The following is a 24,056-nucleotide window of genomic DNA, read 5'->3' as shown; positions in this document are numbered from 1 at the left end:
GGTCCTGCCCGTTTGCAGGGGGCGCGGGTGGGCGCCAGCCCTTGCACTTCGGGGCGTGGGGCGCCAAAAAACCAGGGATGAGTGACGCCCCGAGCCCCGATCTCGAGCAAAATCCGCTGGTCCGAGAGACCTTCCGCATCCCCTTCGACGAGATCGAGCCGACCCACGTCGTGCCCGCCGTCGACCACCTGCTCGCCGAGGCCGAGGCCGAGCTCCAGGCGATCGTCGAGCTCCCCGAGGGCGCCGCGCGGACCCGCGAGAACACCCTCGACGCCTTCGAGTCCCTCGGGCGCGGGCTCGAGTGGGCGATGGGCGTGGTCTCGCACCTCGAGTCCGTGGCGACCACCGACGGCCTGCGCGACGCCTACGAGGCGGTCCAGCCCAAGGTCAGCGCCTTCGGCTCGCGCGTGTTTCAGGATCCGGCGCTGTTCTCGGCGCTGCGTGACTTCGCGGCCACGGACGCTGGCAAGACCCTGGATGCCACCGCCGCGCGCCTGCTCGAGCACACCCTCGACGCCTTCCGGCGAAACGGGGCCGAGCTCGACGAGACCGGCAAGCGCCGGCTCGCCGCCATCGACGTCGAGCTCGCCCAGCTCACGACCAAGTACTCGCAAAACAGCCTCGACTCGACAAACGCCTTCGAGCTGGTGATCACCGACGAGGCCAGGCTCGCCGGCCTGCCCGAGAGCGCGCGCGAGGCCGCCCGCGCCCGGGCCGAACAAAAGGATCTCGAGGGCTGGCGCTTCACCCTCCAGGCGCCCTCGTGGATCCCCGTGCTCACCTACCTCGAGGATCGTGACATCCGCCGGCAGATCTACCTGGCGCTCAACGACCGCGCGAGCGAGGGCGAGCTCGACAACCGCGGGCTGATCGAAGACATCCTGCGCCTGCGCGAGGAGAAGGCCCGGCTGCTCGGCTACGCCAGCTTCGCCGACCTCGTGCTCGAGGATCGCATGGCCAAGACCGGGGAGGCGGCGCGGCGCTTCGTCGATGATCTACGCGGGCGCAGTGAGCCCTTCTTCGTCGAGGAGAGCGCGGCGCTGCGGGCCTTCGTGGCCGAGCAAGACCCGAGCTACGGCGAGCTCCAGCCGTGGGACGTGGGCTTTTGGGCCGAGCGCCAGCGCAGGGCGCTCTACGACTTCGACGACGAGCAGCTGCGCCCCTACTTCTCGCTCGAGGCCGTGCTCGGCGGGCTCTTCGACCTCGTCGATCGCCTCTATGGGATCCGCGTCGAGCCCGTGGACGACCTGCCGGTGTGGCACGAGTCGGTCCGCACCTACCGGGTGCTCGACGGCGAGCGCGACCTGGGCTGCTTCTACGCCGACTTGCACCCGCGCGAGAGCAAGCGCGGCGGGGCGTGGATGAACTCGCTGATCACCGGGCTGCCCCACGCCGGCCGCCCGCACCTCGGCTTGATCTGCGGCAACCTCAGCGAGCCGCTGGGCGACAAGCCGGCGCTGCTGACCCACAACGAGGTCGAGACCGTCTTCCACGAGTTCGGCCACCTCCTGCACCACATGCTCTCGGAGGTCGAGATCCCCAGCCTGGCCGGGACCAACGTGGCCTGGGACTTCGTCGAGCTGCCCTCGCAGATCATGGAGAACTGGTGCTGGGAGCGCGAGTCCCTCGACCTCTTCGCGCGCCACTATCAAAGCGGCGAGACCATCCCCGAGGCGCTGTTCGCCAAGCTCCAGCGCGCCCGCAACTTCCGCAGCGCGAGCGCGAGCATGCGCCAGCTGGGCTTTGCGACCCTCGACCTGAGCCTGCACCTGGACTACGCGCCCAAGCTGCTCGCCGGCGAGGACCACCCCGCGCTCCTCGACTTCGCCCGCGAGGTCTCCCAGCCCTTCACCTTGGCCACGCTGCCCGAGCGCTACGCGATGATCTGCCGCTTTGGCCACCTGTTCTCCTCGCCGGTGGCCTACGCCTCGGGCTACTACAGCTACAAGTGGGCCGAGGTCCTCGACGCCGACGCCTTCGGCATGTTCAAGGAGCGCGGGCTGTTCAGCCCCGAGGTCGGGGCCCGCTTCCGGGCGCTGATCCTGGCCCGGGGCAACAGCCGTGACCCCGCCGAGCTGTTCCGCGAGTTTCGCGGCCGCGAGCCGCAGCTCGACGCGCTGCTCGAGCGCGAGGGCCTGGTCGGGCGAGGTGCCGCATGAGTCGGCGCCCCAAGATCGCCATCACCTCGTGCCTGATGCACGAGGATCCCGACCGCAAGCTCTTCAAGGGCAAGGCGCTACAGTTCACCGAAAAGAAGTTCGCCAAGGCGGTGTGGCGCGGCGGCGGCCTGCCCATGCCCCTGCTCGAGCTCGACGACCGCGCTCTGCTCGAGGCGGCGATCGCCGAGGTCGACGGGCTGCTGCTCCAAGGCGGCGCCGATGTGTCGCCGACGAGCTACAGCGAGGAGCCGATGCGCCCCGAGTGGCACGGGGACCGGGTCCGCGACCTGTTCGAGATCGCGGCCATGGAGATCGCCCTCGCCCAGGGCAAGCCGGTGTTCGGGATCTGCCGGGGCATCCAGCTGATCAACGTGGCCCTCGGCGGGAGCCTCTATCAGGACATCAACACCCAGGTCGAGGACAGCCTGGTCCACCGTGACTGGCACCGCTACGAGGTCATCGAGCACGGCGTGCGCGTCGACGACGACTCGTGGCTGGGCCGGCTCTACGGACGCGGCGAGCTGCTGACAAACACGATCCACCACCAGGCGATCAAGGACCTCGCGCCGGGGCTGCGCGCGACCGCGTGGGCGCCCGATGGGATCACCGAGGCCGTCGAGGACATCGGCTCCGACCGCTGGATCGCGGCCGTGCAGTGGCACCCCGAGTGGCTCGACGGCAGCGAGCTGGGCGGGCCACACCGTACGCCGGGCGGCCCGATCTTCGAGCGCTTCATCGCGGTCTGTGGCGAGCGCGGGCGCGGCTCATGAGCCGCGGCGCCAAGCGAGCGCAGGCCAAGCTCGTCCGGGCGGGCTTCGACGAGGCCGGGCTCGGGCCGACCCTGGGTCCGCTGGTGGTCGCGGGCTTCGCCACGGCGCGGCGCGATGACTCTGCTTCTGGCTCCGGCTCCGGTTTGGGCGCGGATATTCGCGGCGGGGCGCGGGGGACGGGGCCGGTCGATGATCTGCGCGGGCCGCTGGCTGCCCTCGTGGGCGAGCCTGGGGATCGCAAGGGGCGCCTCGAGGTCGGCGACAGCAAGAAGATCCACACCGGCACGCGCAAGCTCGCCCGGGTCGAGCGCACGGCTCTGGCCACGGTCGCGTGGATCCACGGCCGCGTGCCCGCGACCGTCGCCGAGCTGCTCGAGCTGGTCTGCGCCCTCGACCACGAGGGCCCCGGAGACCGGCGCGCGCCGTGGTGGTCCGCCGAGGCCCTCGACGAGGCGTTGCCGATCGCCCACGAGAGCGAGGCGATCGCCGCGCTCGGCGAGCAGCTGCGCGCGCTCGGGGAGTCGGCCGGGGTCGAGGCGCTGTGGTATCGCGCCGACGTGATCTCGGCGGCCCGGGTCAACCGCGAGCTCGCGGCCGAAGACGAGCTCGTGGGCGGGAGCAAGAACACCTGGGCGACCCACGCCGTGCTCCGCCACGCCGCGGGCCTGGTCGCGGGCCTCGACGGCGCGCGACCGGGGACATCGCCGGGGACATCGCCAGGGTCTTCTGCGGTGATCTGGTGCGACAAGGCCGGCGGTCGCCAGGCCTACGTGGATCCGCTGCGCCGTGCCTTCCCCGAGCTCGCGCAGGCCGAGGAAGAGCAGGGCGCAGGGTCTTCTGGCGAGGGTCCGCTCTTCTCCGGCAAGGCGCGCACGAGCGCCTCGCTGACCACCGTCGAGGAGGTCCGCGCGCGCAGCCACTACGCCCTGACTCGCCCAGGCATGGGCGCCGTCGACATTGGCTTCGTCATGGGGGGCGACCTGATCGAGCCGCGGATCTCGTGGGCCTCGATCCTCGCCAAGTACCTGCGCGAGCTGATCTTGCGCGCCTTCAACCGCCACTTTCAGGCCAAGATCCCCGGGCTGCGCGCGACCGCGGGCTACCCCCAGGACGCGCGCCGCTTCATCACCGAGGTCGAGGCCGCGCTCGGACCCGAGGGCGGCCTCGAGCGCGCGGCCTGGGTGCGCAGCAAGTAGCTCGGCTGCCCGGGCAGGCTGGGCTCGGGCTGGGTTTGAGAGTTGCGGCCCAAGCTCAGCCTGCGCTGGCAGGCTGAGCCGGCTCGGCGTCGGCAGGCGCCGGCTCGGCGCTCGCGTGATCCTGCGCCGCGGGCTCGGGCTCGGGCAGGGCCGCGAGCACGCTGGCGATGAAGGCGTCGAGGTCGAAGGCCGAGCGGTCGTGGGTCATGCCCAGGCGGACGATGACCGCGTCGCGCGAGGGCACGATGACCACGGCCTGGCCCTGAAAGCCGCTGGCCTGGATCACGTCTCGCGGGGCGCTGGGGAAGCGGCGCTCGCTGGGATCCTCGGGCTTGCCCTGGTTGAGCCAGATCTGCGCGCCGTACTCGCGCATGGGCGCGGCCGGGGCCGGCGTCGCGGCGTACTCGACCCATCCCTCGGGCAGCACGCGCTCGCCTTGCCACACGCCGTCGTGGAGGTAGAGCAGGCCAAAGCGGGCCCAGTCGCGGGCGCTGGCGTACATGAACGAGGAGCCCATGAAGGTCCCCGAGGGATCGGGCTCGTAGATCGCGGTGCGCATGCCCACGGGGTCGAAGAGCGCGCGGCGGGGGAGGGTGGCGTAGGCCTCCCAGCCGCCCTCGGCCTCGACGGCCTGGCGGGCGATCCACGAGATGATGTTGGACGTCCCGCTCGAGTAGCTCCACAGCGTGCCGGGCTCGGCGATCAGCGGCTTGTCGATGGCCACGGAGGCGGCGTCGTGGCTCTCGAAGAGCATGGTGGTCGCGTCGCTCAGCGGGCCGTAGACCTCGGCGAACTCGAGGCCGGAGCTCATGTGCAGCAGGTTCTCGAGGGTGATCGCGGCCCGCTCGTCGCCCTGCCAGGCGGGCACCGGGGCGGGGGCCTTGACGTCGAGCTTGCCCTCGCCCTGGAGGATCCCGACCAAGGTCGCGCCCACGCTCTTGGTCATCGACCAGCCGAGCAGGGGGGAGTCCTTGGTCACGCCCTCGGCGTAGCGCTCGGCGATCAGCTGGTCGCCGTAGATCACGACCACCGCCCGGGTCAGGGCGAGCTTGTCGGGATCGGGCTCGGCGAAGGCGGCGTCGATGGCCGCGTCGAGGACCCCGTAGTCGACGCCGGGGGCCGGGGTCTCGTCGACGACATCACCCACGGGCCAGGGCTGCGCGCTGCGATCCGGGCGCGCCTCGAAGAGCTCGGCCTGGGCGCGCAGCTCGTCCTCTTCGACCTCGATCGCCAGGGTGCAGCCGAGGTTGTCGCGGTACACCGCGGTCCGCGGGGCCATGCCAAAGAGCCGCGCCTTCACGCTGCGCGCGTCCTCGTCGACCCGGCTTTGGATGTACCAGTAGGGCCGCAGATCCTCCTCGGAGACGCGCTCGGGATCGAGCCCCGAGATGAACACCGCGGAGCACATGATCTTGGCGTAGTAGCCGGTGCCCGTCGGGGCGATCTTGGCGTTGACGAAGGCGAGGCCACCAACGAGGACGGCGCCGAGGCCGATCAAGCTGGCGCGGAGGATAGGGCGCTTGCTCACGCGTGGAGCCTATCAGCCGGACGTCGCCGTCCGCATCGTGAGTTGGAGCGCGCAGGGGGGGGGCTGCGCGTGACCCAGACCACGCTCAATCGCCCCATCGCCGGATAGCGTCCTGTCCATGTCTGAAGCCGCGCAGAACCTCGATCAGCAGGTCCATGTTGCCATCCCGTGCATCGACCCCGGCACCGGCGAGCGCCTCGGCGAGGTCCCGGCACTGACCGCCGAGCAGGTTCGTGAAGAGGTCGCGCGGGCGCGCAAAGCCCAGGCCGAGTGGGCGCGGACCAGCTTCGCCGAGCGCCGCCGGGTGCTCCGCCACCTGCTCGACATGATCCTCGAGCACAGCGACGCGCTGTGCGAGGAAATCTGTCGCGACGCTGGCAAGACCATGCACAACGCGATGCTCGGCGAGATCTGGCCGATCGCCGAGAAGCTGCGCTGGACCATCGCCGAGGGCGAGAAGCACCTGCGCACCGAGGTCGTGAGCTCGGGCCTGCTCAAGCACAAGCGCGCGAAGATCGAGTACCAGCCGCTGGGTGTCATCGGCGTGATCACGCCGTGGAACTTCCCGCTCCAGAACATCCTCGGCCCGACGATCCCCGCGCTCTTCGCTGGCAACGCGGTGGTCGTGAAGGTCAGCGAGTGGACCTCGTGGTCGGCCGCGCCCTTCCAGGGCTTCCTCGAGCGCTGCTTCGCCGACTGCGGCTACTCCAAGGACCTCGTCCGGGTGATCACCGGCTACGGCGACGCCGGGGCTGCGCTGGTCTCGGGCGGCGTCGACAAGATCGTGTTCACCGGTTCCATGGCCAACGGCCGCCGCGTCGTCGAGGAGAGCGCCAAGACCCTGACTCCCGTGATCCTCGAGCTCGGTGGCAAGGATCCGATGATCGTCTGTGACGACGCCGACCTCGAGCAGGCCGCCCACGCCGCGGCCTCGGCCGCGTTCATCGCCTCGGGCCAGATGTGTCTCGCGGCCGAGCGCGTGCTCGTCTTCGACGCCATCTACGACGACTTCGTCGCCCGCGTTCAGGACATCGCCCTGCGCCTGCGCCAGGGCGCGCCCCTGGCCGGCAAGCTCGTCGACATCGGCGCGATGACCATGCCCGGGCAGCTCGACATCGTCGACGCCCTGGTCGAGGACGCCTTCGACAAGGGCGCCTCGCTCAAGGCCGGCGGCACCCGGGCCAAGCGCAAGCCGAGCAAGAACTACTACGAGCCCACGGTCATCGCCGACGTCACCGAGGACATGCGGATCATGCACGAGGAGACCTTTGGCCCGGTCCTGGCGATCTGCCGGGTCAAGAACGAGGCCGAGGCGATCCGGGTGGCCAACGCCACCGAGTACGGCCTGAGCTCCTCGGTGTTCTCCAAGGACCACGCCCGCGCGCGGCGGATCGCCGACCAGATCGTCGCCGGCTCGACCTGCATCAACGACTGGGCGCTGGCCTACATGGTCCAGGACCTGCCCTTTGGCGGGGTCAAGGGCAGCGGCTACGGCCGTCTCAACGGGCGCGAGGGCCTGCGCGCGTGCTCCAACATCAAGGCCGTGATCGAGGATCGCCTGCCGCTCCATCGCGCCATCGAGCTCTTCCCCGGCCGCCACTTCGACTACGAGGTGACCCGCGAGGGCGTGCGCCTGCTCTACACCCAGGGCCTGGTCAACAAGTTCGACGCCTTGGTCGATCTGGGTCGGGCCGTGGTCAAGCGCGCGACTACGTAGGCGCCCGAGGTGAAACAAAGAGCGTGAGGGCCCGCCGTGCCGATCGATGGCGGGCCCCCACGCGTCCGTGGGCCGAGGGGCTCAGCCCTGGACGTCGAGGTAAACGGGGCTCGACCAGGTCTGGTCGTAGTCGGTCTGGGGCGGGAGGTTGTCGATGTTGTCGTTGGGGCCGGTGGCCCGGCGCGCGCGGACGTAGATCCAGTGGCGCGCCGCGGGGTCGAGGTCGCTCAGCTCGTGGCGCAGCTCGTTGCCCGAGAAGGTCGCCACGGTGCAGCCGTCGACGACCAGCTCGAGCTCCTCGACGTGCTCCCCGGCGAGCACGTAGAGCGTCGCGTTTTCGTCGGCGGCGAGGTTGCCGATGTCCCCGCCGAGCAGCTGCTGGTCGCCGACCTCGACGCCGACGAGCAGCGGCGCCGGCCCGGTCGACGAGTAGTAGGTCGCGGCGATGGTGTGGCGCTGGGCGAAGGCGTCGAAGAGCGCGTCGCGGGTGGGCGTGGCGGTGATCAGCCCGGTCACGCCGCCGTTGCCGTCGCCGTCGCCGCCGGGCTTGCCGGCGTGGTCGTCGCTGCCGCCGACGAAGCTCAGCGCGTAGCGAGCGTCGCCGTCGATCCGCCAGCGCTGGTCGATCTGCGGGCGGATCAGGTCGGCGTTCTCGTTGACGTTGTCGGGCGGCAGGCCGATGACGATGTCGTCTTGGTTGGCGCAGGCCTCGGGCGGCGCGCCCTCGGAGTTCCCCCACTGCGAGAAGATCTCGACGTTGCGCACGAAGTCCGAGTCGATCGCGTCCCAGTCGTTGTGGTGGATGTTGCCCGGGGTGTGGATGATCGTCAGGGCGTCGGGGGCCTCTCCGGGCTGGGCCGGGGCGAAGCCGGCGTCGCGCAGCCAGTCCCACAGCAGGTCGTTGTCCTGGGCCCACGCCGTGTAGTCGGTGAAGAAGCAGTAGGCCGGGGCCTGGTTGGTCATGCACTGCACGCCCTCGACGTTCATGATCGCGGGATCGAGGTAGGAGACGCGCTCGCTCGGGGCCGAGTCGATGTCGCGGAAGAGCACGTTCTTGTGGCCGTGGGCGCTGCAGCTCTCGTTGCCGCCCAGCGAGACGCACTCCCCGGGGCAGTCGTCGGTGCAGGGGAAGGGGTTCGTGTACTCGTAGCCCATGAAGGGGATGAACACGCTGTCCTCGTCGTCGACCGTGTCCTCGGCCGCGAGGCTGTAGGCGCGCGTGCTCTCCCAGACGTTGCTGGCCGGGGCGTCTTCGGGGATCTGCGTGGGCACCGGGGCCTCGGCGTGGTCGGCCAGGGCGTTGAAGTGCAGCCCCCGCTCGCGGGCCATGGCGTAGGCCGTCTCCGGGGTCGCAATCTCGGGCTGGCCCGGGGCGAAGGAGCCCAGGTAGGCGTCCTGGGAGTAATAGGTGTGGGTGTGCGTGTCGCCGAAGTGGATGTCGGCCAGGGTCAGCCCGTGGACCTGCTCGAAGTAGGCCGCGGGGGTCAGCGGCTCCCCGCTGGTCGTCTCGGACTCGGTGTCGCTGCCAGACTCGGTCTCGGTGCTCGTTGTGCTCTCACCGATGTCCTCGCCCGCGCTCTCGGTCTCGGTGTTGGTGTCGGTCTGGGGGCCGGTCTCGGTCTGGGCGTTGCTCTCGTCGCTGCCAGCGCTGGAGTCGTCGCTGCAGGCGGTCACGGCCAAAAGTGTGCCCAAGGATAAAGTGGCGCCAAAGACTATTGAAATACCATTCGTGTTAGTCAGCATTGGCGCGAGTATGTCGGCTCTCGGTGGTCATGAACGCGCCGAAACAAAGGGACACACTTGTCGACGGAAGCGTCCAGCTCGCGCGACGGATCCTGCGAGCCAAGTCCCGGCGACGTTGCAGCTTGCAACGGTGACACATCCACTTCGTTGCGGTGTTCAACGCTGCATGCTCCCTAGCCTCGTCTTCGCCTCACTCCTCGCCGCGGCACCTCAGGCCGAGGCCAAGGTTTCCATGTCCACGTCGGCCTCGACCGAGGCCTCGGCTTCAGCTTCGGGGTCGGCTTCGGGGTCGGCTTCGAGCCCAGGCCCGGCGCCGAGCTCGGCCCCGACCCCGGCGGCAAAGCCCTCACCGGCGGAGCGCCTGGCCGTCATGGATCACAAGCGCGTCGAAATGCACATTGGCGGCCGCGGCTATGGTCGCTTCGGTCAGGGGCAAGCCTACGGCGGCGCCCTCGAGCTCGGCCTGGGCGTCCGACTGATCCGCGGGCTGCACCTCGTCGGCGAGATCGACATGGGCGCCCACGGCCTGCCCTTTGGCGTCCAGGCGCGGGCGGGGCTCGGCCTGCGTCATGAGCTGCGCCTGACCCGGTGGGTCCGACCCAGCGTGTCGCTCGGGTACAGCTACCTCGCCGAGGCTGGCTTCGAGTTCGAGTGCGGCTGCGCGCGACCAGTGTGGGAAGGCGTGAGCTTGCGCGCCGGAGCCGAGTTCGCCGAGCGCCACGGCGTCGAGGCTGGGCTGGGCCTGCGCTTTCCCATGCCCTTCGCGCCGCGGCTGTCGGCCTATCTGCGCGGAGATGGGGCCTACTACTTCGACGCGCGGCCTGGGCGGGTGCAGCTGGGCGGCGGGGCCGGCGTCCAGGTGGTGTTTTGAGCAGTCAGTGATTTGGCAGCTGGCGCTCGAAGAACGCGCGCTCGCCCTCGGCGAGGTGTTGCTCGCGGAGCTCGAGGAAGTCCTGTGTTTCGCCTTGCTCGAGCTCGGCGAGAGCGTCGCTGGGGATGGCGTGCTGAGCGAGGAGCTGCTCTCGGTCTGTCGTGCCAGGACTGAAGAGTGCTTCGCGTAGTCGCGTGAGCGCAGCGCTGTCCGCGATGACTCGGGCGCCGGGGTGGCTGCCGGACATGCTGGGAGTGATCTTCTGGAGGGCGTTCGAGCCGAGCTCACCCAGCAGACGTCCGCGCTCCTGGCGAAGGCGCTCGTCCTGAATCTGTCCCAGCAGATAGAGCGCGCGTACCTTGGTTCGCACGGACGAGAAGTTGTGCTGACGCAGCGCGGGAAGCTCGAGATCATCGCTGTCTGCGAAGGCCTCGAGCTCGCCGTCGGCCACCTCGAAGAGGTGCTCGGTGGCCTCGCGGATCATCTTGGAGGTCATGCCCGTGAAGTGACCGATGAAGCTGGTCAGCCAAAACCACCGAATCAGCCGCTCGCTGGCCGCTTCGAAGGCCTCGTCGCTACCCAGGCGGCGACGAACTTCTGCGAGGGCGACGAACTGATAGATATAAGGCAAGGCGGCGGGGCCCCAGACCTCGCAGCGTCGAAGTAGGCCGATCACGGCCTTGAACTGGTCTTCGAGCTCGTCGAAGATGCGCTCGAAGACCTGTTCGTCGGACTCGTCTTCGCGCTGCTCGCCCTCGATGTGCTCGAGCATGGCCTCCGGTCGAGATCCATAGATCTCGATATCCCAGCGCAGCTTGAGGGTGCTCAGGATCACCCGGTCATCGAGCTCTCCCCAGCCCAGATCGGCGAGGTTGTCGCGGATCGTGTCGCTGCGATCTCGCATGCGAAAGCGCGAGTACGCGAGGGCTTGGACCATGTAGGTCTCCGCCATCTTTCGTCCGCCGCTGTTGATGCGCACGAAGGCGTCGGTGACGATGTCCATGTCCTCGGTGACGAGGGGCAAGACGGGGATCTGGTAGTCCTTGAAGGTGTTGGCGAGCTCCTCGACGCGCTTGGCGGCGGTGTTCTTGCCCGCTTCGAAGAGTCCGCGTTGGGCCCTCCACAGCAGCTCGGGAGAGAGCAGGGCAGGGGCGGGGAGCAGGGTGTCACGCGCGGGCTGCTTGCCACGGAGGATCGTGAAGGCGCGCTCGCCCTCTTCGACTTCGAGGTCGTAGTAGATCGGCCACCCCTCTGCGTCGGCGTGGGCCACGATGGTGGCCGGATCGCTCAGCGCGGCATAGAGCGTGGTCAGGCGCTGGTGCCCATCGATGAGGTAGTGACGTGGCCGGGCGTCGGGAGGCTCGGGGAGCTCGATGTGTCCGAGCTTTGGGAAGCAGTCCAGGTCGTGTTTGGAGGTCCGCCAGACCAGGAGGCTGCCGATCGGGACGCCGCGGACGATGCTGTCGAGGAGCAAGATGCGCCGCTCTTCCTCCCACTCGAAGGGTCGCTGAAAGGCTGGGATCAGGATCTCGCCGCTCTTGACCTCGGCCAGGAGCTGGGGGAGTCGCGTGATGATCGGTTGAGCGAAGACGCTGCGGCGGGTCATGGCTCTCACAGTTGCGTGAGGATTGACTCGACGAGCGTCTGCGCGCTGGATTGCTCGTTCGGGCCACGTTCATACTCGCGGATGAAGCGCTCGCCGTCGAGATCCTCGTGAAAGCCTTCTGCGATGTCGTCACCAAAGCCAAAGGCGAGGGCGCCGCGCTGCTTCATGGTGAGGCCGTGAAAAAACTCGGGGAGCGCGTCATCCGGGAGATGGTTGGCGAGAGCCTCGGGGAGCGGTGTCTTGCGCCCTCGTCGTGCCTGCTTGAGCTGCGCTCGATGTTCGCCGGAGACATTGGCCTGAAGACCCTTTTTCATGTCGAGCTGCCAGGCGACGCGAGGGTGGGTCGAGCGAAGAGCCTTGAGCGCTTCGAGGGTCTCGCGGCGTCGTTTCGTCTCGTTGCCCCTCGCTCTCGCCACCCACAATTCCAGGGTTTCCTCGGGCAGGTAGCTCTCGATGGTTCGCCGACCGAGCTGAAGCCAGGGGAGGGGCCAGGGATCACCGCGCTCGTTGTGGTCGCGCTCGCACAGCGCGACCACGGCGCTGGACGTCACCGACGGCTCGGCGGGATTGTTGAGGTCTGCGTCTCGATCGAACATCACCCAGGTCCGCAGGCGTCGGAGCCTCCGCGGCTTGTCCTGTTCTCGGTGATCGAGCCGGGTCTCGAGGATCTTCTTCATCTCACCGAGGCCGCCGCCATGCTCGATCTCGAGGGCGCCAGATCTCAGCGCGCCATCGAGCTGCTCGCGGTAGGCCGCCGGCACGAGGCGCTCGAGAAAGGCGACGTCGCTGCGCCCGTTCTCGACGAGCAGACGTAGGGGAGCCATGAGCAGCGAGATCGCATCATCGAGGGTCAGCTGCGCTCGAGACCACTTCGATTCCGAGGCTGCGACCACTTCGATCTGATGAGAGCCTGCAGGGAGCTGCCTGCTGCGCATCTTGAGCGCCCTCAGGAGTTCGGTGACCTCTGGCCCCTGGCTCCTTTGCCACTGCGCGTAGGCCGATGAGAGTGGAGAGCCCCGAGGCGGAAAGGGGGAGACCAACGCGTGGCCGCGGAGCCGACACAAGTGCAAGAGCGCGTGGAGCTTGGTGACGCTACCGCGAAAGCAAGCGTCATGGACGATGACCAGCATCTTCAGTCTCCCCCGATCTGGAGTAGTTCGTCGATGAGCCGCTCGTCCTCGTCGAGGACGCCCCGCAGGAGCGAGCTTCGGGGGCGCCCGCTGGCGTCGAAGTCGATGGGCAGCGCCATGGTTCCGGTCTCGGGCTGAGGATCCATCCACATCATGCGGACATGGGCGGGATCGAGGCGTGTGGCCGGATCGCCCTGCTCGCGACCCCAGCGTGCGATGGCGAGCTGCACGGCGAGGAGAGAGGTCCGCGAGTGGGTCTCGAGCACGAAGCAGGCCTGCTCGTTGGCCTGCTCGTTGGCCTGCTCATTGGGCGCTTCGTTGGTCTGATTGATGACGCGGATGAGGTGATCGGCGAGGGCCTTGCGCGCGTTGTCGTGGAGGAGCGCGCCAGGGTCTTCCACCGCGACGACCCGGGGTTTGTTTGGGCGCTGGGCTTGGGCAGCCGCGACGAGCACGGGGAGGACTTGACCCATGCCTGCGCCGACGTCGTTCAAGGGGATCCTCCACTCGGAGTGACCCATGGTGTCGAGCATCAGGCGATGGCGGCCGTCGCCGACCGGCTCGATGCGGAGGTCTCGCTGGAGCTCGTCGTCGGCGTAGAAGCGGCGCACGGACTTGAGCACTTCGGGGGTGGCGACGACCATCGAGCCGGCCTCGCGCCCGTCTGAAGACATCGCGGGCAGGCGGGGATCTGCGGGGCGTAGATGGAGCTCGGGGATGGCGCGAGTCCCGAGGAGCCACTGCACGCGGCCGCGCAAGCTGACCATGCGAGAGGCGAGGTCTGCGATCTCGTCGTGTACATCGACGCGGCCAGGGACGAGGCCGCGAAAGTCGAGGACGACCTCCCCTCCGCCATCGACCTCGAAGGTGTCCTGCTTTGGGTAGAAGAGGGCCCGGGCGCCGAAGGTCTTCCCGCCCGACTCGTCGGTGAGCTCGATGTGGCGGATGATGACACCAGGCAGCTCACTGACGTACTCGAGGGTGAAGCGGTCGCTGCGCTCGCCCTTGGCTGTCTGCCAGTGGAGGACCAGCTCCATCGTCTTGAGGAGATCGCCACGCCAGAGCATGTCCTCGAAAGAGGAGCCCTGGCCGGGACCCTGGGGCCCGCCCAATTCCCAGGGAGAGGTGGCGTCTGCGGCCACCGAATTTGCGAGGATCGGCAGCACCCGCAGCAGGGCGCTCTTGCCGGCGTTGTTGCGCCCGTAGAGGAGCGTGAGCGGACGCAGATCCAGACGAGTCTGCTTGGAAAAGCATCGGTAGCCCTGCACCGAGAAGCCGACAAATTGCGCAGTAGTTGGCATGGAGGCGATTTTTGAAGGGTACCACGCAGCCCCTGCGCGGCTGGAGGATGTCGACACCATGTCGGCCGGGGTCCGGGCCAAGACAAATCACGGCTAGCAGTGACCCAGGCCACCCCGCATCCGTCCAGGGCCGGCTAGCGTCCCCTCAGTCCCATGTCTGGCGCCTCCGCAACCCCCATCCGCACCTCCCTCCCGCCGATCGCCTGCCACGACCCGGCCACCCTCGAGGACCTCGGCGAGGTCGCGGCCATGGATCGCGAGCAGGTCGACGCCATCGTCGCCCGGGCTCGCGCGGCGCAGCCTCGGTGGGCGGCGACGAGCTTCGCCGAGCGCCGGGCGGTGCTCCGCGACATCCTCGACTGGATCATCGAGCACCAGGCCGAGATCTGTCGCCTGGCCGCCCGCGACTCGGGCAAGACCATGGTCGACGCGGCCATGGGCGAGGTCTTCCCGGTCTGCGAGAAGCTGCGCTACACCATCGCCCAGGGCGAGCGCGACCTGGCCCCGCAGCGCCGCCGCCCCGGCTTCTTGCTGCACAAGCGCGGTCGCGTCGAGTACCACCCGATGGGGGTGGTCGCCGTGATCGCCCCGTGGAACTTCCCCTTTCACAACATCTTTTGCCCGCTGATCCCCGCGCTCTTCGCCGGCAACGCCGTGGTCGTGAAGGTCAGCGAGTGGACCTCGTGGTCGGCCGGTGAGTACATCGAGATCGTCCACCGGGTGCTGCGTAAGCACGGCTTGCCCGTGGACCTCGTGCAGACCGTGACGGGCTGGGGCGAGACCGGGGCGCACCTCGTGCGCAGCGACATCGACAAGGTGTTCTTCACCGGCTCGCCGCAAAACGGGCGCAAGGTCATGGCCGAGGCCTCCGACGGCCTCACGCCGGTGGTCCTCGAGCTCGGCGGCAAAGATCCGCTGATCGTCTGCGACGACGCCAATCTCAATCAGGCCGCCGACGCGGCCATGCTCGGGGTGTTCACGGCCTGCGGACAGATGTGCGTGGGCGCCGAGCGGATCTACGTGTTCGACGCGGTCTACGACACCTTCGTGGACATGATGCGCGCGCGCGTCGAGGCCCTGCGCCAGGGCCCGCCGCTGGGCGAGACCCTGGTCGACTGCGGCGCGACCACCATGCCGCGGCAGCTCGAGATCATCCAGGGCCTGGTCGACGACGCCGTGGCCAAGGGCGCGCGCGTGCTCGTGGGCGGCCGCCGCAACCCCGATCACGACGGCCAGTACTTCGAGCCCACGCTGCTCGTCGACGTCGACCACGGCATGCGCATCAGCCAAGAAGAGATCTTTGGCCCGGTGATGACCATGGTCCGCGTGCGCGACGAAGAAGAGGCGCTGCGCCTGGCCAACGACTGCCCCTACGGCCTGGGCTCGAGCGTGTTCACGCGCGACGCGGCTCGGGGGCGGCGCATGGCCGCGGGCATCCGCGCGGGCATGACCGTGATCAACGACTACGGCGTGGCCTACATGATGCAGTCGCTGCCCTTTGGCGGCGTGGGCATCTCGGGCTTCGGGCGCATCAACGGCCGCGAGGGCCTGCGCGCGTGCTGCTACGAGAAGACCCTGGTCGAGGATCGCGTGCCCCTGGGTCAGAGCGTCAGCTTTCACCCCGTGCGCCCGCACAGTTACGACCTGGTCGAGAGCGCCGTGCGGGTGATCTACACCCGCGGGCTGGTGGCCAAGGGTCGCGCGGTGATCGACGCGGGGCGCAACCTCGCGGCGGTGCTGCGCGAAGCCCCCTGATCAGGCTTGATCAGGCTGCGCAGCCAGAGCCACGCCGCGCCGCGATGACGCCGCTCGGCTGCGCCTGGTGACGGCCGTTTCGCGAGCACGGCGGCGTGCTACAACCGCGCCGCCATGCTCGTGCTCGTGGTCAATTGCGGCAGCTCCTCCATCAAGGCCGAGGTCATCGGGACCGAAGAAGGCCGGCGCCACGGCGGCTTCGTCGTCGAGCGTCTCGGCGACGGCGACGGCGTGTCGACGCTGCACTGGAAGGGGGGCTTCGCCGCGGGGGAGCCGAGCGAGGGCGAGACCCTCGCCGCCGATGATCACGCCGGGGCGCTGGCGCTGGCGCTGCCTGGCCTGCACGCGCGGCTGAACGCGGCCGAGCTGCACCTCGACGGCGTCGCGCACCGGGTCGTCCACGGCGGCGATCACTTCGCCGAGCCGCGCCGCGTCGACGCCGAACTCGAGGCCGCGATCGAGGCGCTGATCCCCCTCGCGCCCTTGCACAACCCCGCCAACCTCGGGGGCATCCGCGCCGCCCGGGCGCTGCTCCCGGGCCTGACCCACGTGGCCGTGTTCGACACCGCCTTTCACCAGACCCTGCCCCGGCGCGCGCGCAGCTACGCCATCCCCGGCGAGGTCGCCGAGCGCCACGGCGTGCGCCGCTACGGCTTCCACGGCCCCAGCCACGCCCACGTGGCCGCGGCCGCGGCCAAGCACCTCGGCGAGGACCTCCGCGACCTGCGGCTGATCACCTGCCACCTCGGCAACGGCTGCTCTGTGGCCGCCGTCGAGTACGGGCGCAGCGTCGAGACAAGCATGGGCATGACCCCGCTCGAGGGCCTGGCCATGGGCACGCGCAGCGGCGACATCGACCCCGGGGCGCTGCTCCACCTGCTGCGCAGCGGCGAGTTCGACGTCGACGGCCTCGACGAGCTGCTCAACGCGCGCAGCGGCCTCGCGGGGCTCTCGGGCGTGGGCAACGACATGCGCGACATCGAAGCGCGGGCCGGCGAGGGTGACGAGGCCTGCCGCCTGGCGCTGCACGTCTTCGCTCACCGCCTGCGTAAGTACATCGGGGCCTACGCCGCGGTCATGGGGGGCGTGGACGCGATCGTGTTCACCGGGGGCATCGGCCAAAACAGCGCGTTGATCCGCCACCGGGCCTGCCAGCGCCTCGAGTTCCTGGGCGCGCGCTTGGACGAAGACAAGAACCGCGACGCCGAGGTCAGCGAGAAGCTCGGCCCCGGCTGCCCGCCCAAGGTCGCCGAGATTGCGACCGCGCACAGCCGCGTGGCGCTCCTGGTCGTCGCCACCGACGAGCAGCTCGAGCTCGCCCGCGAGGCCGCGGCGATCCTCGCCGACCGCGACAAGGTCGGCGTGGGTCGCAAGCCAGCCGTCGCCACCGTTGACGCTGGGCTCGAAGCGACGAGCGCCGACGCGAGCCTCGACGGCGAGGCCGAAGCCGGCGCCAAGCCGATCCCCATCGCGATCTCGGCCCGCCACGTCCACCTGACCCAGGAGGCCGTCGAGCAGCTCTTTGGCAGCGGTCATCACTTGACCCCCCGCAACCCGCTGTCGCAGCCCGGCCAGTTCGCCTGCGAGGAGACCGTGGATCTGATCGGCCCCAAGCGGAATATCGAGCACGTGCGCGTGCTCGGCCCGGTGCGCTCGCGCAGCCAGGTGGAGATCAGCCGGACCGACGAATTTCACCTCGGCATCGACGCCCCGGTCCGCGCCTCTGGGGACGTCGCCAACAGCCCGGGCATCACCTTGCGCGGCCCGGCGGGCAGCCTGTCCCTGCGCGAGGGGGTGATCTGCGCCTGGCGGCACATCCACATGCGCCCCGAGGACGCCGCCCGCTACGGCGTGGAGGACCGCGACGTCGTCGAGGTCGCCGTCAGCCACACCACCGAGGGCCGCGAGCTGGTGTTTGGCGACGTGATGGTCCGGGTCTCGCCCAAGTACGCGCTCGAGATGCACATCGACACCGACGAGGCCAACGCCGCGGACCTGAGCCCGCACGCCGAGGGCATGCTCGTGCCCACGGGCGGCGCGGCCTTGCTGACGCGGCGCAAGGTCGTGGCCAGCCGCAAGGTCTGAGCCGCGGCTGCACGCGGGCGCCGTGGCCTGGATGCGCCCGACAGGTCTTTGGCCATCGGTGCCTCAGTCTCGAGACCCCGCGAGGTCGGGAGCTGATAAGCTCGCGCACCGTGGACGAGGCCGGCACGCCGACGACCGAGCACCCCCTGGGCCGCGCGCTGCTGATCGCCTCGGCGGTCTTTGGCGCCGCCTACTTGATCGATGGCCTGGGCGTCGAGGCGCCCTATCCGATCGACGTCGTCATCAAGGCCGCGGGCATCGTGCTGCTCGCGGTCTACGCTGGGTTGCATCGGCGCTGGCTGCTGGCCGCGGGCCTGGCTCTGGGCGCCGCCGGCGACGTGTTCTTGGCCTTGCAGCCTTCGCAGGTCGCCGCGGGCATCGCCAGCTTCGGCCTCGGCCACCTCGTCTACGTCGCGCTCTTCATCGGTGTGTGGCGACGCGAGGGCAGGGGAGGCAACGCTGGGGCCATCGCCGCCGTCGCGCTCGCGGTGTTCGGCGTGGTCATGCTGATCCTCTTGCAGCCCCACTTTGGCGAGCTGCGCGTCGCCGCGAGCGTCTACAACGCCGTGATCATCGTCATGGCCTGCCTGGCGTTGATCGCCCGCTCGCCCAAGCTCGCGTGGATCGGCGCGCTGCTCTTCGTGGCCTCGGACACGATCCTCGCCCTGCGGATGTTCGCCCACGTGTTGCCGTGGGCGGGGCCGGTGGTCTGGATCTCCTACTACTTGGGCCAGGCGGGCATCGCCCTCGGCCTGAGCCGCGACGAGCCACGCGCGGGCTGACGCTCGCCGCGGACAGGGCAGACGGGTCAGGCGCGACGAGATCGGGTACACCCGCCTCGCATGGCCAAGCCCGAGGCTCGCAGCGCCAACCTGCGCATCTGGAAGATCGCCGGCCCTGCGATCCTCGCCAATTCCTCGGGGCCGCTCGTGGGCCTCGTCGACACCTGGGCGGTCGGCCACCTGCCCGCGGCCCACAGCCTGGCGGCCGTCGGCCTCGGCGGCGTGATCTTCAACTACCTGCTGTGGGCCTTTGGCTTCTTGCGCATGGGCACCACGGGGTTGATCGCCCAGGCCCGCGGACGAGGCGAGCGCGAGGTCGAGCTGGCCACGATTGTCCGCGCCGCCGCTCTCGGCCTCGGCCTCGGGCTGCTCTTGCTAGCCGCCCAGAGCGTGCTGATCCGCCTCTCGCTGCGGATCATGGCCCCGCCCGAGGAGGTCGCAGCGCTCACCGCCGAATACCTGCGCGTGTGCATCTGGTCGGCGCCTTTCACCTTGCTGGGCTACGCGATCACGGGGGTGCTCTTTGGCCTCGAGCGCACCCGGGCGATCCTCGCGCTCCAGCTGATCTTGAACCTCAGCAACGCCGCGCTGAACCTCTACTTCGTCGTGGGCCGCGGCATGGGCGTGGCCGGGGTCGCCTGGGGCACGCTGATCGCCCAGGGGATCACCGCCACCATCGGCGTGGGCCTGCTGTTGCGGATCTACGGACTCGAAGACCTGGCGCGAGCCCTGCGCGAGCGCGCGACCTGGGCGCTGGCTGGCTTTCGCAAGCTCGCCGCGCTCAACGGCTTTTTGTTCGTGCGCACGATCTTGCTGATGACCGCCCTGGCGCAGGTCATGCGCAGCGCCGGCGGCCTGGGCGAGGCGCCGATGGCTGCCAGCCACGTCGCCTCGCAGTACATGATGCTCGTATCCCTGGGCCTCGACGGCCTCGCCCACGCCGCCGAAGCCCTCGCGGGTGGCGCCTGGGGCCGAGGCGCGCGCGAAGAATTCCGCCGCTGGGTGAAGCTGACGGCGCTGTGGTCCGCGCTGGTCGCCCTGGCCTACGCGCTGATCTTCTGGCTGGGTGGCGCGGCGATCACCGCAGCGCTGACGGATCTCGAGGCCGTGCGCGCCGAGTTTGGGGAGCTGCTCCCGCTGATCATCGCATTGCCGATCGTCGCGGTGTGGTGCTACCTCTTCGATGGGGTCTACGTCGGCGCGACGGCGGGATCGGCCATGGCTGGGACCATGGCGGTGGCCTTCGTGGTCTACCTGATCGCGCTCGGACCGATGACCGAGGCCTGGCAGTTGAAGGGGCTGTGGGGGGCCGTGCTCGTGTTCCTGGGGGCGCGCGGGGTGGCCCAGGCGCTGTGGTATCCGCGGCTCGAGCGGTCGATCTGAATGCGGCGATCTGAATATGGCGACTTGCTCACCCCGGCGAGAACATGCGCCAAGCCGAGTAGCCGATCAGCGTGAACATCATCATCACCGTCGGATAGTTGGTCAGCGCGAACCCAAACGCGCGCGCGGGCGCCCCCTTGGCGTAGCCCGCAAAGAAGAGCAGCCGCCCCACGGCGAAGCACAGCGTGGCCAGAGGCACGACGGACAGCCAGTCGCCGGGGGCCAGCAGTGACCAGCCCACGTAGACCGCCGCGGCCATGCCCGCCTGCTCGAGGGTGTTTTGCAGCAGCGACTGGAGCAGCAGCACGCGCGCGCTGCCTTTGGTGAGCCCGCCGCCGTCGATGTCCTCGGCGTTGAGGAAGCGGTGGTTGCCCACGCGCCCGATCGCCACGGCGAGGAAGAACGCGGGCACCAGGCAGGCCTGGCCGAGCAGGCGCAGACGCAGCGGGGCGTCGGCGTGCTCGGGGAAGCCGAAGGGGTTGAGGAGCACGCCCAGGACCACGACGCCGAGGCCCGTGAGCGCGGCCGGGAGCATGCCCCGAAGGACGCCACTTTGTTTGTCGGAGAACTCGACCATGTCGCCACATTCTCAGAGCGGAGGACGCGCGACAAGCTCATACACGAGATACAAAAGAGCCCACGCCGAGGTGGCGCGGGCTTCTTGTCTGGGGCGAGCGGGGATCAGGCCTGGCGCGGCGCGCTGGGCATGACCGGCAGGCGCCGGGCGTTGGGCTGACGCTCGCGCTCGGCCAGGTACTCCTCCCACTTGGCGATGGTCAGGCGCTGGAACTCGTGCACGGCGGGGTTGAGCTCGGCGATCGGCGCGTCGAAGTGGCGCTCGTAGCCCTCCTGCTCGGCCTCGACGGCCTCGCCGTCCTCCTCGAGCAGCGGCCGCATGAGGATGCGGTTGGCGACGGTGAGGATCGGGGTCATCAACCAGCGGGGGATGGCCACGGGCAGCATCGGGATCTTGAGCTGCTTGTAATAGAACAAGAAGAAGGCCCGGGTGGTCCGCTCGTCGATCGGCAGGACCAGGCACCAGTGCTTGATCCAGTTGTCGGTGTTCGACCACTGGTGCGGGTACTCGTAGCACAGGCGCATGTGGCCGGTGTCGGCGTCCTCGCGGGGGATGAAGTGGCTGTAGAGCTTCCCGGCGCCGACCTCGGTGTCGTACTCCACGAACACCTTGGAGGCCTCGTCGTCGACCTCGACCTTGGTCAGCTTGGGGTTCTTGAAGGGCTCGTACTTGCGGTGCAGGTAGGCGTGGGTGAAGTCCGAGACGTTGTCGATGATCATCGAGTGGTGGGCCTTCCAGGTGAAGTCCACCGGGACGCAGGCCCACGCGTTGGCCCCCTCGATCTCGGGGATCTCGGGCATCGCAACTTGGTCGGCGCGCTCGCGCTCGCCGGGGAACAGCCAGATCAGCCCGTAGCGCTCGCGCACGGCGTAGTCGGGCAGGCGCAGCTTGGGCAGCGGCTTCTCGAACAGCTCGTGGGGGACGTCGACGAGCTTGCCCTCACCGTCGAAGGTCCAGCCGTGGTAGGGGCAGACGACCTGGCAGCCGTGGACCTCGCCCTTGCTGAGCTCGAGCTGGCGGTGGGCGCAGCGGTCCTCGATGGCGCGCAGCTGGCCGTCGTTGCCCCGGAACAGGGCGAAGCGCTTGCCCCAAAACACGACCTGGGTGACCTCGCCGACGCCGACGTCGCCGACGTAACCCACGGGGTACCAGTAGTTGGGGTTCATGCCGGCGGCGCGGACTTTTTGGCGCCGGTTCTTGGCCTCGGTGAAGCTGGGGATCTGGATGTTTGTGGACATGGCGATCACTGAGCGGCAGAGCCGGCGAGGTCGGTGCGGGGCACCTGGGTCAGGGGCGCCCGGGACAGCATTCCCTGGCGCGCGTAGAAGTCGAGGGCCTCGTGGATGGCGGTGCGCAAGCTGGTGGGCTCGAAGCCGAGCTCGCGCTGGGCTCGAGAGATGTCGACGCGCCTGCGCATGCGCAGCACGGCGATCGAGCCCGGGGTCAGGCGCTGAGAGGCCTTGGGGAACAGGTGGGCGAGGGTGCCCGAGTAGAGCGCGGCGACCTTGCCGACGAGGTCGAGGGGGAGCTCGACGAGCCCGTGCTCGACGCCGGTGAGCTCGGCGGCGGTCTCGAAGAGCTGGGCCAGGGTCATGAACTGCGTGGCGAACAGATACTTCTGACCCTTGCGCCCGCGCTCCATGGCGAGCAGGTGCCCGCGCGCGACGTCCTGGGCGCGGACCCAGGTGAAGCCGCCGTCCACGTAGACGCGCAGCCGACCCTCGACGTAGTCGCACAAGGTCCCGCCCATGCGCGAGGGCAGGTAGTCCCACGCCCCGATGCAGCCGCAGGAGGTGGCGATGACCGCGTCGAGGCCCTCGGCGCAGGCCTTGAGCAGCTCGTGCTCGGCCAGGGCCTTGGTGTGGGCGTAGGGCATCGCGTGGGCGAAGGGGAAAAACGGCTGGGTGGGCGCGCTGGGCTTGCTGGGATCGTCGAGGTCGAAGCCCGTGGCCGAGAACGATCCCGTGAGCACGAAGCGAGCGACGCCGGCCTCGAGCGAGGCACGCAGCAGGTCGCGGGTGCCGAGCACGTTGATCGCGTAGAGCTTGTGCTGCTCGGCCGGCGTGGCGCTGGCCGTGCAGATCATCGCGGCGGCGTGAAAGACCCGGGTCACGCCATCGACGGCGCGGCGCAGCGAAGCCGGATCACGCAGGTCACCCTCGACGCGCTCGACCTCGAGTCCGTCGAGGCCGCGGTTGTCGGCGCCGGGCTGGACGAGCACGCGGACGTCGTGGCCGTCCTCGAGCAGCAGGTGAACGAGGTTGTTGCCCAGGTGGCCGCTGCCACCGGTGACGAGCACCTTGCCGGTGGGGATACCGGCGGGGGCGTTGATCGTCTCGGTCTCGTCGGTCTCGCTCATCGATCGGCTCGTTGGCTGGCGGGCTCGCGGGCGTGGCTCAGCGCAGGCAACGCCTGGCTAGCATGGGCGTGGGAGGGAGCGAAGTGGGGTGCAGCACGGCGAGCCCCAGGCGCAGTGTCGGCTCTCACGCGCGATTTTTGCGCTGATTTCGGCGCCGACTTTCACCTCACAGGACGCACTCGTGAAGGCGCGGACCAAGGGCGCTTGCTCGGCGTACAGGGTCACGTGGACGCCTTTGGTGGCGGTGCGAGGTCGCGGCGCTGGACTCGCGCCAGGGGATCGTCCCGTGCTCGAAGGCGGCGTGACGTCGGCGTGCCAGGTGGCGCTCAGTTGGGCTGCGACGGCGGCTGGATCGCGTCGAGGAAGCTGGCCCCGCGCAGGTCGGCGCCGCTGAAGTCGGCCCCGCTGAGGTCGGCGCGTTCGAAGTCGGCGTCGCGCAGGTCGGCCCCGGCAAAGCAGGCGTCGACCAGGCGCGCGCGCGAGAGGTCGGCCTCGCGTAGATCGGCGCCGCGAAAGCAGGCGCCCTCGAGCTGGGCGTCGGTCAGCGCCGCGCCGTAGAGCACCGCCGCCGAGCAGTCGAGGCCCGGGGCGTAGAGCCCGACGAGCCCGACCCAGCTGAGCACGCGGCCCGAGAGGTCGCAGCCAGCGAGGTTGGCGAGCTGAAGGGCGAGCGCCTCGCCCTGGTCGACCTTGGGCGCTTGCAGCAAGGCCATGGGGATGCCCGAGACCTCGAGCAGCACCCAGCTGGCCTGGCCAGGTGGCCCGCCGCTGCGGGCGTGGAGGCCCGCGAGGTACTTGGCGTGGGCACGCAGGCGATCGTCGAGGTTTGGGGGGACGTCGTTATTCGCGGCCATGCGCCAGGTCAGCGCGCTGTCGATGACGCCCGCCCGCTGCTCGTCCTGATCTTTGGTGCACTCACCTTCGGGTGCTGGCCACGGGCCAGACAGCGGGTGCTCGTCGAAGGCCGCGAGCAGGGCCTCGGCGTCGGCCCGCTGCACGCTGCGATGGAGCCTGAGAAAGGCGAAGAGCGTGTCGGCATCGGGGGTCTCGTCGTCGCCTAGCCATTTTTTCAGCGAAACCCATCGCGCACGATC

General features: G+C 69.6%; 19 protein-coding genes. 9 read left to right on the top strand and 10 right to left on the bottom strand.

The annotated features are described in order from the left end of the window. Window positions 1-77 precede the first annotated feature (77 nt). From G6O69_RS33730 to G6O69_RS33720, 3 genes are read left to right on the top strand one after another with little or no spacing between them, the layout of a single operon-like run. Window positions 78-2,159, top strand: coding sequence for a M3 family metallopeptidase (locus tag G6O69_RS33730; RefSeq protein WP_172307579.1), 2,082 nt, complete (start codon window positions 78-80; stop codon window positions 2,157-2,159). Further along, a complete protein-coding gene (locus G6O69_RS33725; RefSeq protein WP_172307578.1) occupies window positions 2,156-2,929 on the top strand; it encodes a gamma-glutamyl-gamma-aminobutyrate hydrolase family protein in 774 nt (257 codons plus the stop codon). Before G6O69_RS33730 ends, G6O69_RS33725 begins: the two co-directional genes overlap by 4 nt. Then, complete coding sequence (locus tag G6O69_RS33720) at window positions 2,926-4,125, top strand: hypothetical protein (protein ID WP_172307577.1); 1,200 nt, start codon at window positions 2,926-2,928, stop codon at window positions 4,123-4,125. The genes G6O69_RS33725 and G6O69_RS33720 overlap by 4 nt, the downstream gene beginning before the upstream one ends. 55 nt (window positions 4,126-4,180) lie before the next feature. Here G6O69_RS33720 and G6O69_RS33715 read toward each other — a convergent pair whose 3' ends face one another. Then, window positions 4,181-5,653, bottom strand: a complete 1,473-nt coding sequence (locus tag G6O69_RS33715; protein WP_172307576.1) for a serine hydrolase — start codon at window positions 5,651-5,653, stop codon at window positions 4,181-4,183. A gap of 118 nt (window positions 5,654-5,771) precedes the next feature. Between G6O69_RS33715 and G6O69_RS33710 the strand changes: the two genes are divergently transcribed. Next, window positions 5,772-7,370: an aldehyde dehydrogenase family protein gene (locus tag G6O69_RS33710; RefSeq protein ID WP_172307575.1), complete on the top strand. Its 1,599-nt coding sequence runs from the start codon at window positions 5,772-5,774 to the stop codon at window positions 7,368-7,370. Window positions 7,371-7,451: 81 nt separating this feature from the next. Here the strand turns inward: G6O69_RS33710 and G6O69_RS33705 are convergent, their stop codons facing one another. Further along, complete coding sequence (locus tag G6O69_RS33705; RefSeq protein ID WP_176397247.1) at window positions 7,452-9,044, bottom strand: hypothetical protein; 1,593 nt, start codon at window positions 9,042-9,044, stop codon at window positions 7,452-7,454. A 279-nt stretch (window positions 9,045-9,323) separates the two neighbouring features. Beyond that, window positions 9,324-9,485 carry a hypothetical protein gene (locus G6O69_RS33700; RefSeq protein WP_172307574.1) on the bottom strand — a complete coding sequence of 54 codons (162 nt, stop codon included), beginning with the start codon at window positions 9,483-9,485 and terminating at the stop codon, window positions 9,324-9,326. Here G6O69_RS33700 and G6O69_RS33695 point away from each other — a divergent pair. After that, window positions 9,484-9,984, top strand: coding sequence for a hypothetical protein (locus G6O69_RS33695; RefSeq protein WP_172307573.1), 501 nt, complete (start codon window positions 9,484-9,486; stop codon window positions 9,982-9,984). The genes G6O69_RS33700 and G6O69_RS33695 overlap by 2 nt on opposite strands. Window positions 9,985-9,988: 4 nt before the next feature. On the opposite strand, the gene G6O69_RS33690 is transcribed toward G6O69_RS33695, so the two are convergent. From G6O69_RS33690 to G6O69_RS33680, 3 genes are read right to left on the bottom strand one after another with little or no spacing between them, the layout of a single operon-like run. After that, on the bottom strand, window positions 9,989-11,590 hold the full coding sequence (locus G6O69_RS33690) for a DUF262 domain-containing protein (RefSeq protein WP_172307572.1): 1,602 nt from the start codon (window positions 11,588-11,590) through the stop codon (window positions 9,989-9,991). Window positions 11,591-11,595: 5 nt separating this feature from the next. Further along, window positions 11,596-12,720 (bottom strand): hypothetical protein, encoded by a 1,125-nt coding sequence (locus G6O69_RS33685; RefSeq protein ID WP_176397246.1) that lies wholly within the window; start codon window positions 12,718-12,720, stop codon window positions 11,596-11,598. Between the two features lie 2 nt (window positions 12,721-12,722). Continuing rightward, window positions 12,723-14,021 carry an AAA family ATPase gene (locus G6O69_RS33680; protein WP_172307570.1) on the bottom strand — a complete coding sequence of 433 codons (1,299 nt, stop codon included), beginning with the start codon at window positions 14,019-14,021 and terminating at the stop codon, window positions 12,723-12,725. A gap of 153 nt (window positions 14,022-14,174) precedes the next feature. On the opposite strand from G6O69_RS33680, the gene G6O69_RS33675 reads away from it, so the two are divergent. From G6O69_RS33675 to G6O69_RS33660, 4 genes are all read left to right on the top strand, one after another. Beyond that, window positions 14,175-15,776: an aldehyde dehydrogenase family protein gene (locus tag G6O69_RS33675; RefSeq protein ID WP_172307569.1), complete on the top strand. Its 1,602-nt coding sequence runs from the start codon at window positions 14,175-14,177 to the stop codon at window positions 15,774-15,776. 114 nt (window positions 15,777-15,890) lie between these two features. Beyond that, the gene (locus G6O69_RS33670) at window positions 15,891-17,861 is read left to right on the top strand and encodes an acetate/propionate family kinase (RefSeq protein WP_172307568.1); all 1,971 of its coding nucleotides are present in this window, start codon (window positions 15,891-15,893) and stop codon (window positions 17,859-17,861) included. A 110-nt stretch (window positions 17,862-17,971) separates the two neighbouring features. Beyond that, entirely contained in the window at window positions 17,972-18,643 is a 672-nt protein-coding gene (locus G6O69_RS33665; protein WP_172307567.1) for a lysoplasmalogenase, read from the top strand. Between the two features lie 60 nt (window positions 18,644-18,703). After that, window positions 18,704-20,026 carry an MATE family efflux transporter gene (locus tag G6O69_RS33660; protein WP_172307566.1) on the top strand — a complete coding sequence of 441 codons (1,323 nt, stop codon included), beginning with the start codon at window positions 18,704-18,706 and terminating at the stop codon, window positions 20,024-20,026. 28 nt (window positions 20,027-20,054) lie between these two features. On the opposite strand, the gene G6O69_RS33655 is transcribed toward G6O69_RS33660, so the two are convergent. From G6O69_RS33655 to G6O69_RS42525, 4 genes are all read right to left on the bottom strand, one after another. Then, window positions 20,055-20,603 (bottom strand): MAPEG family protein, encoded by a 549-nt coding sequence (locus G6O69_RS33655; RefSeq protein WP_172307565.1) that lies wholly within the window; start codon window positions 20,601-20,603, stop codon window positions 20,055-20,057. Between the two features lie 104 nt (window positions 20,604-20,707). Then, the gene (locus tag G6O69_RS33650) at window positions 20,708-21,841 is read right to left on the bottom strand and encodes a Rieske 2Fe-2S domain-containing protein (RefSeq protein WP_172307564.1); all 1,134 of its coding nucleotides are present in this window, start codon (window positions 21,839-21,841) and stop codon (window positions 20,708-20,710) included. Window positions 21,842-21,846: 5 nt separating this feature from the next. Beyond that, window positions 21,847-22,962, bottom strand: coding sequence for an NAD-dependent epimerase/dehydratase family protein (locus G6O69_RS33645; protein WP_172307563.1), 1,116 nt, complete (start codon window positions 22,960-22,962; stop codon window positions 21,847-21,849). 326 nt (window positions 22,963-23,288) lie between these two features. Beyond that, window positions 23,289-23,960, bottom strand: a complete 672-nt coding sequence (locus G6O69_RS42525) for a pentapeptide repeat-containing protein (protein ID WP_346017118.1) — start codon at window positions 23,958-23,960, stop codon at window positions 23,289-23,291. Between the last annotated feature and the right edge of the window lie 96 nt (window positions 23,961-24,056).

The sequence above is a fragment of the Pseudenhygromyxa sp. WMMC2535 genome (assembly GCF_011083025.2).
This window is presented reverse-complemented; position numbering and strand designations above follow the sequence as displayed.

Coding starts and splice junctions, on each gene's coding strand:
- G6O69_RS33710 (WP_172307575.1), top strand. CDS start 5,772: ATGTCTGAAGCCGCGCAGAACCTCGATCAGCAGGTCCATGTTGCCATC.
- G6O69_RS33700 (WP_172307574.1), bottom strand. CDS start 9,485: ATGACGGCCAGGCGCTCCGCCGGTGAGGGCTTTGCCGCCGGGGTCGGG.
- G6O69_RS33655 (WP_172307565.1), bottom strand. CDS start 20,603: ATGGTCGAGTTCTCCGACAAACAAAGTGGCGTCCTTCGGGGCATGCTC.
- G6O69_RS33725 (WP_172307578.1), top strand. CDS start 2,156: ATGAGTCGGCGCCCCAAGATCGCCATCACCTCGTGCCTGATGCACGAG.
- G6O69_RS33670 (WP_172307568.1), top strand. CDS start 15,891: ATGCTCGTGCTCGTGGTCAATTGCGGCAGCTCCTCCATCAAGGCCGAG.
- G6O69_RS33650 (WP_172307564.1), bottom strand. CDS start 21,841: ATGTCCACAAACATCCAGATCCCCAGCTTCACCGAGGCCAAGAACCGG.
- G6O69_RS33695 (WP_172307573.1), top strand. CDS start 9,484: ATGGATCACAAGCGCGTCGAAATGCACATTGGCGGCCGCGGCTATGGT.
- G6O69_RS33720 (WP_172307577.1), top strand. CDS start 2,926: ATGAGCCGCGGCGCCAAGCGAGCGCAGGCCAAGCTCGTCCGGGCGGGC.
- G6O69_RS33645 (WP_172307563.1), bottom strand. CDS start 22,962: ATGAGCGAGACCGACGAGACCGAGACGATCAACGCCCCCGCCGGTATC.
- G6O69_RS33660 (WP_172307566.1), top strand. CDS start 18,704: ATGGCCAAGCCCGAGGCTCGCAGCGCCAACCTGCGCATCTGGAAGATC.
- G6O69_RS33690 (WP_172307572.1), bottom strand. CDS start 11,590: ATGACCCGCCGCAGCGTCTTCGCTCAACCGATCATCACGCGACTCCCC.
- G6O69_RS33685 (WP_176397246.1), bottom strand. CDS start 12,720: ATGCTGGTCATCGTCCATGACGCTTGCTTTCGCGGTAGCGTCACCAAG.
- G6O69_RS33675 (WP_172307569.1), top strand. CDS start 14,175: ATGTCTGGCGCCTCCGCAACCCCCATCCGCACCTCCCTCCCGCCGATC.
- G6O69_RS33680 (WP_172307570.1), bottom strand. CDS start 14,021: ATGCCAACTACTGCGCAATTTGTCGGCTTCTCGGTGCAGGGCTACCGA.
- G6O69_RS33730 (WP_172307579.1), top strand. CDS start 78: ATGAGTGACGCCCCGAGCCCCGATCTCGAGCAAAATCCGCTGGTCCGA.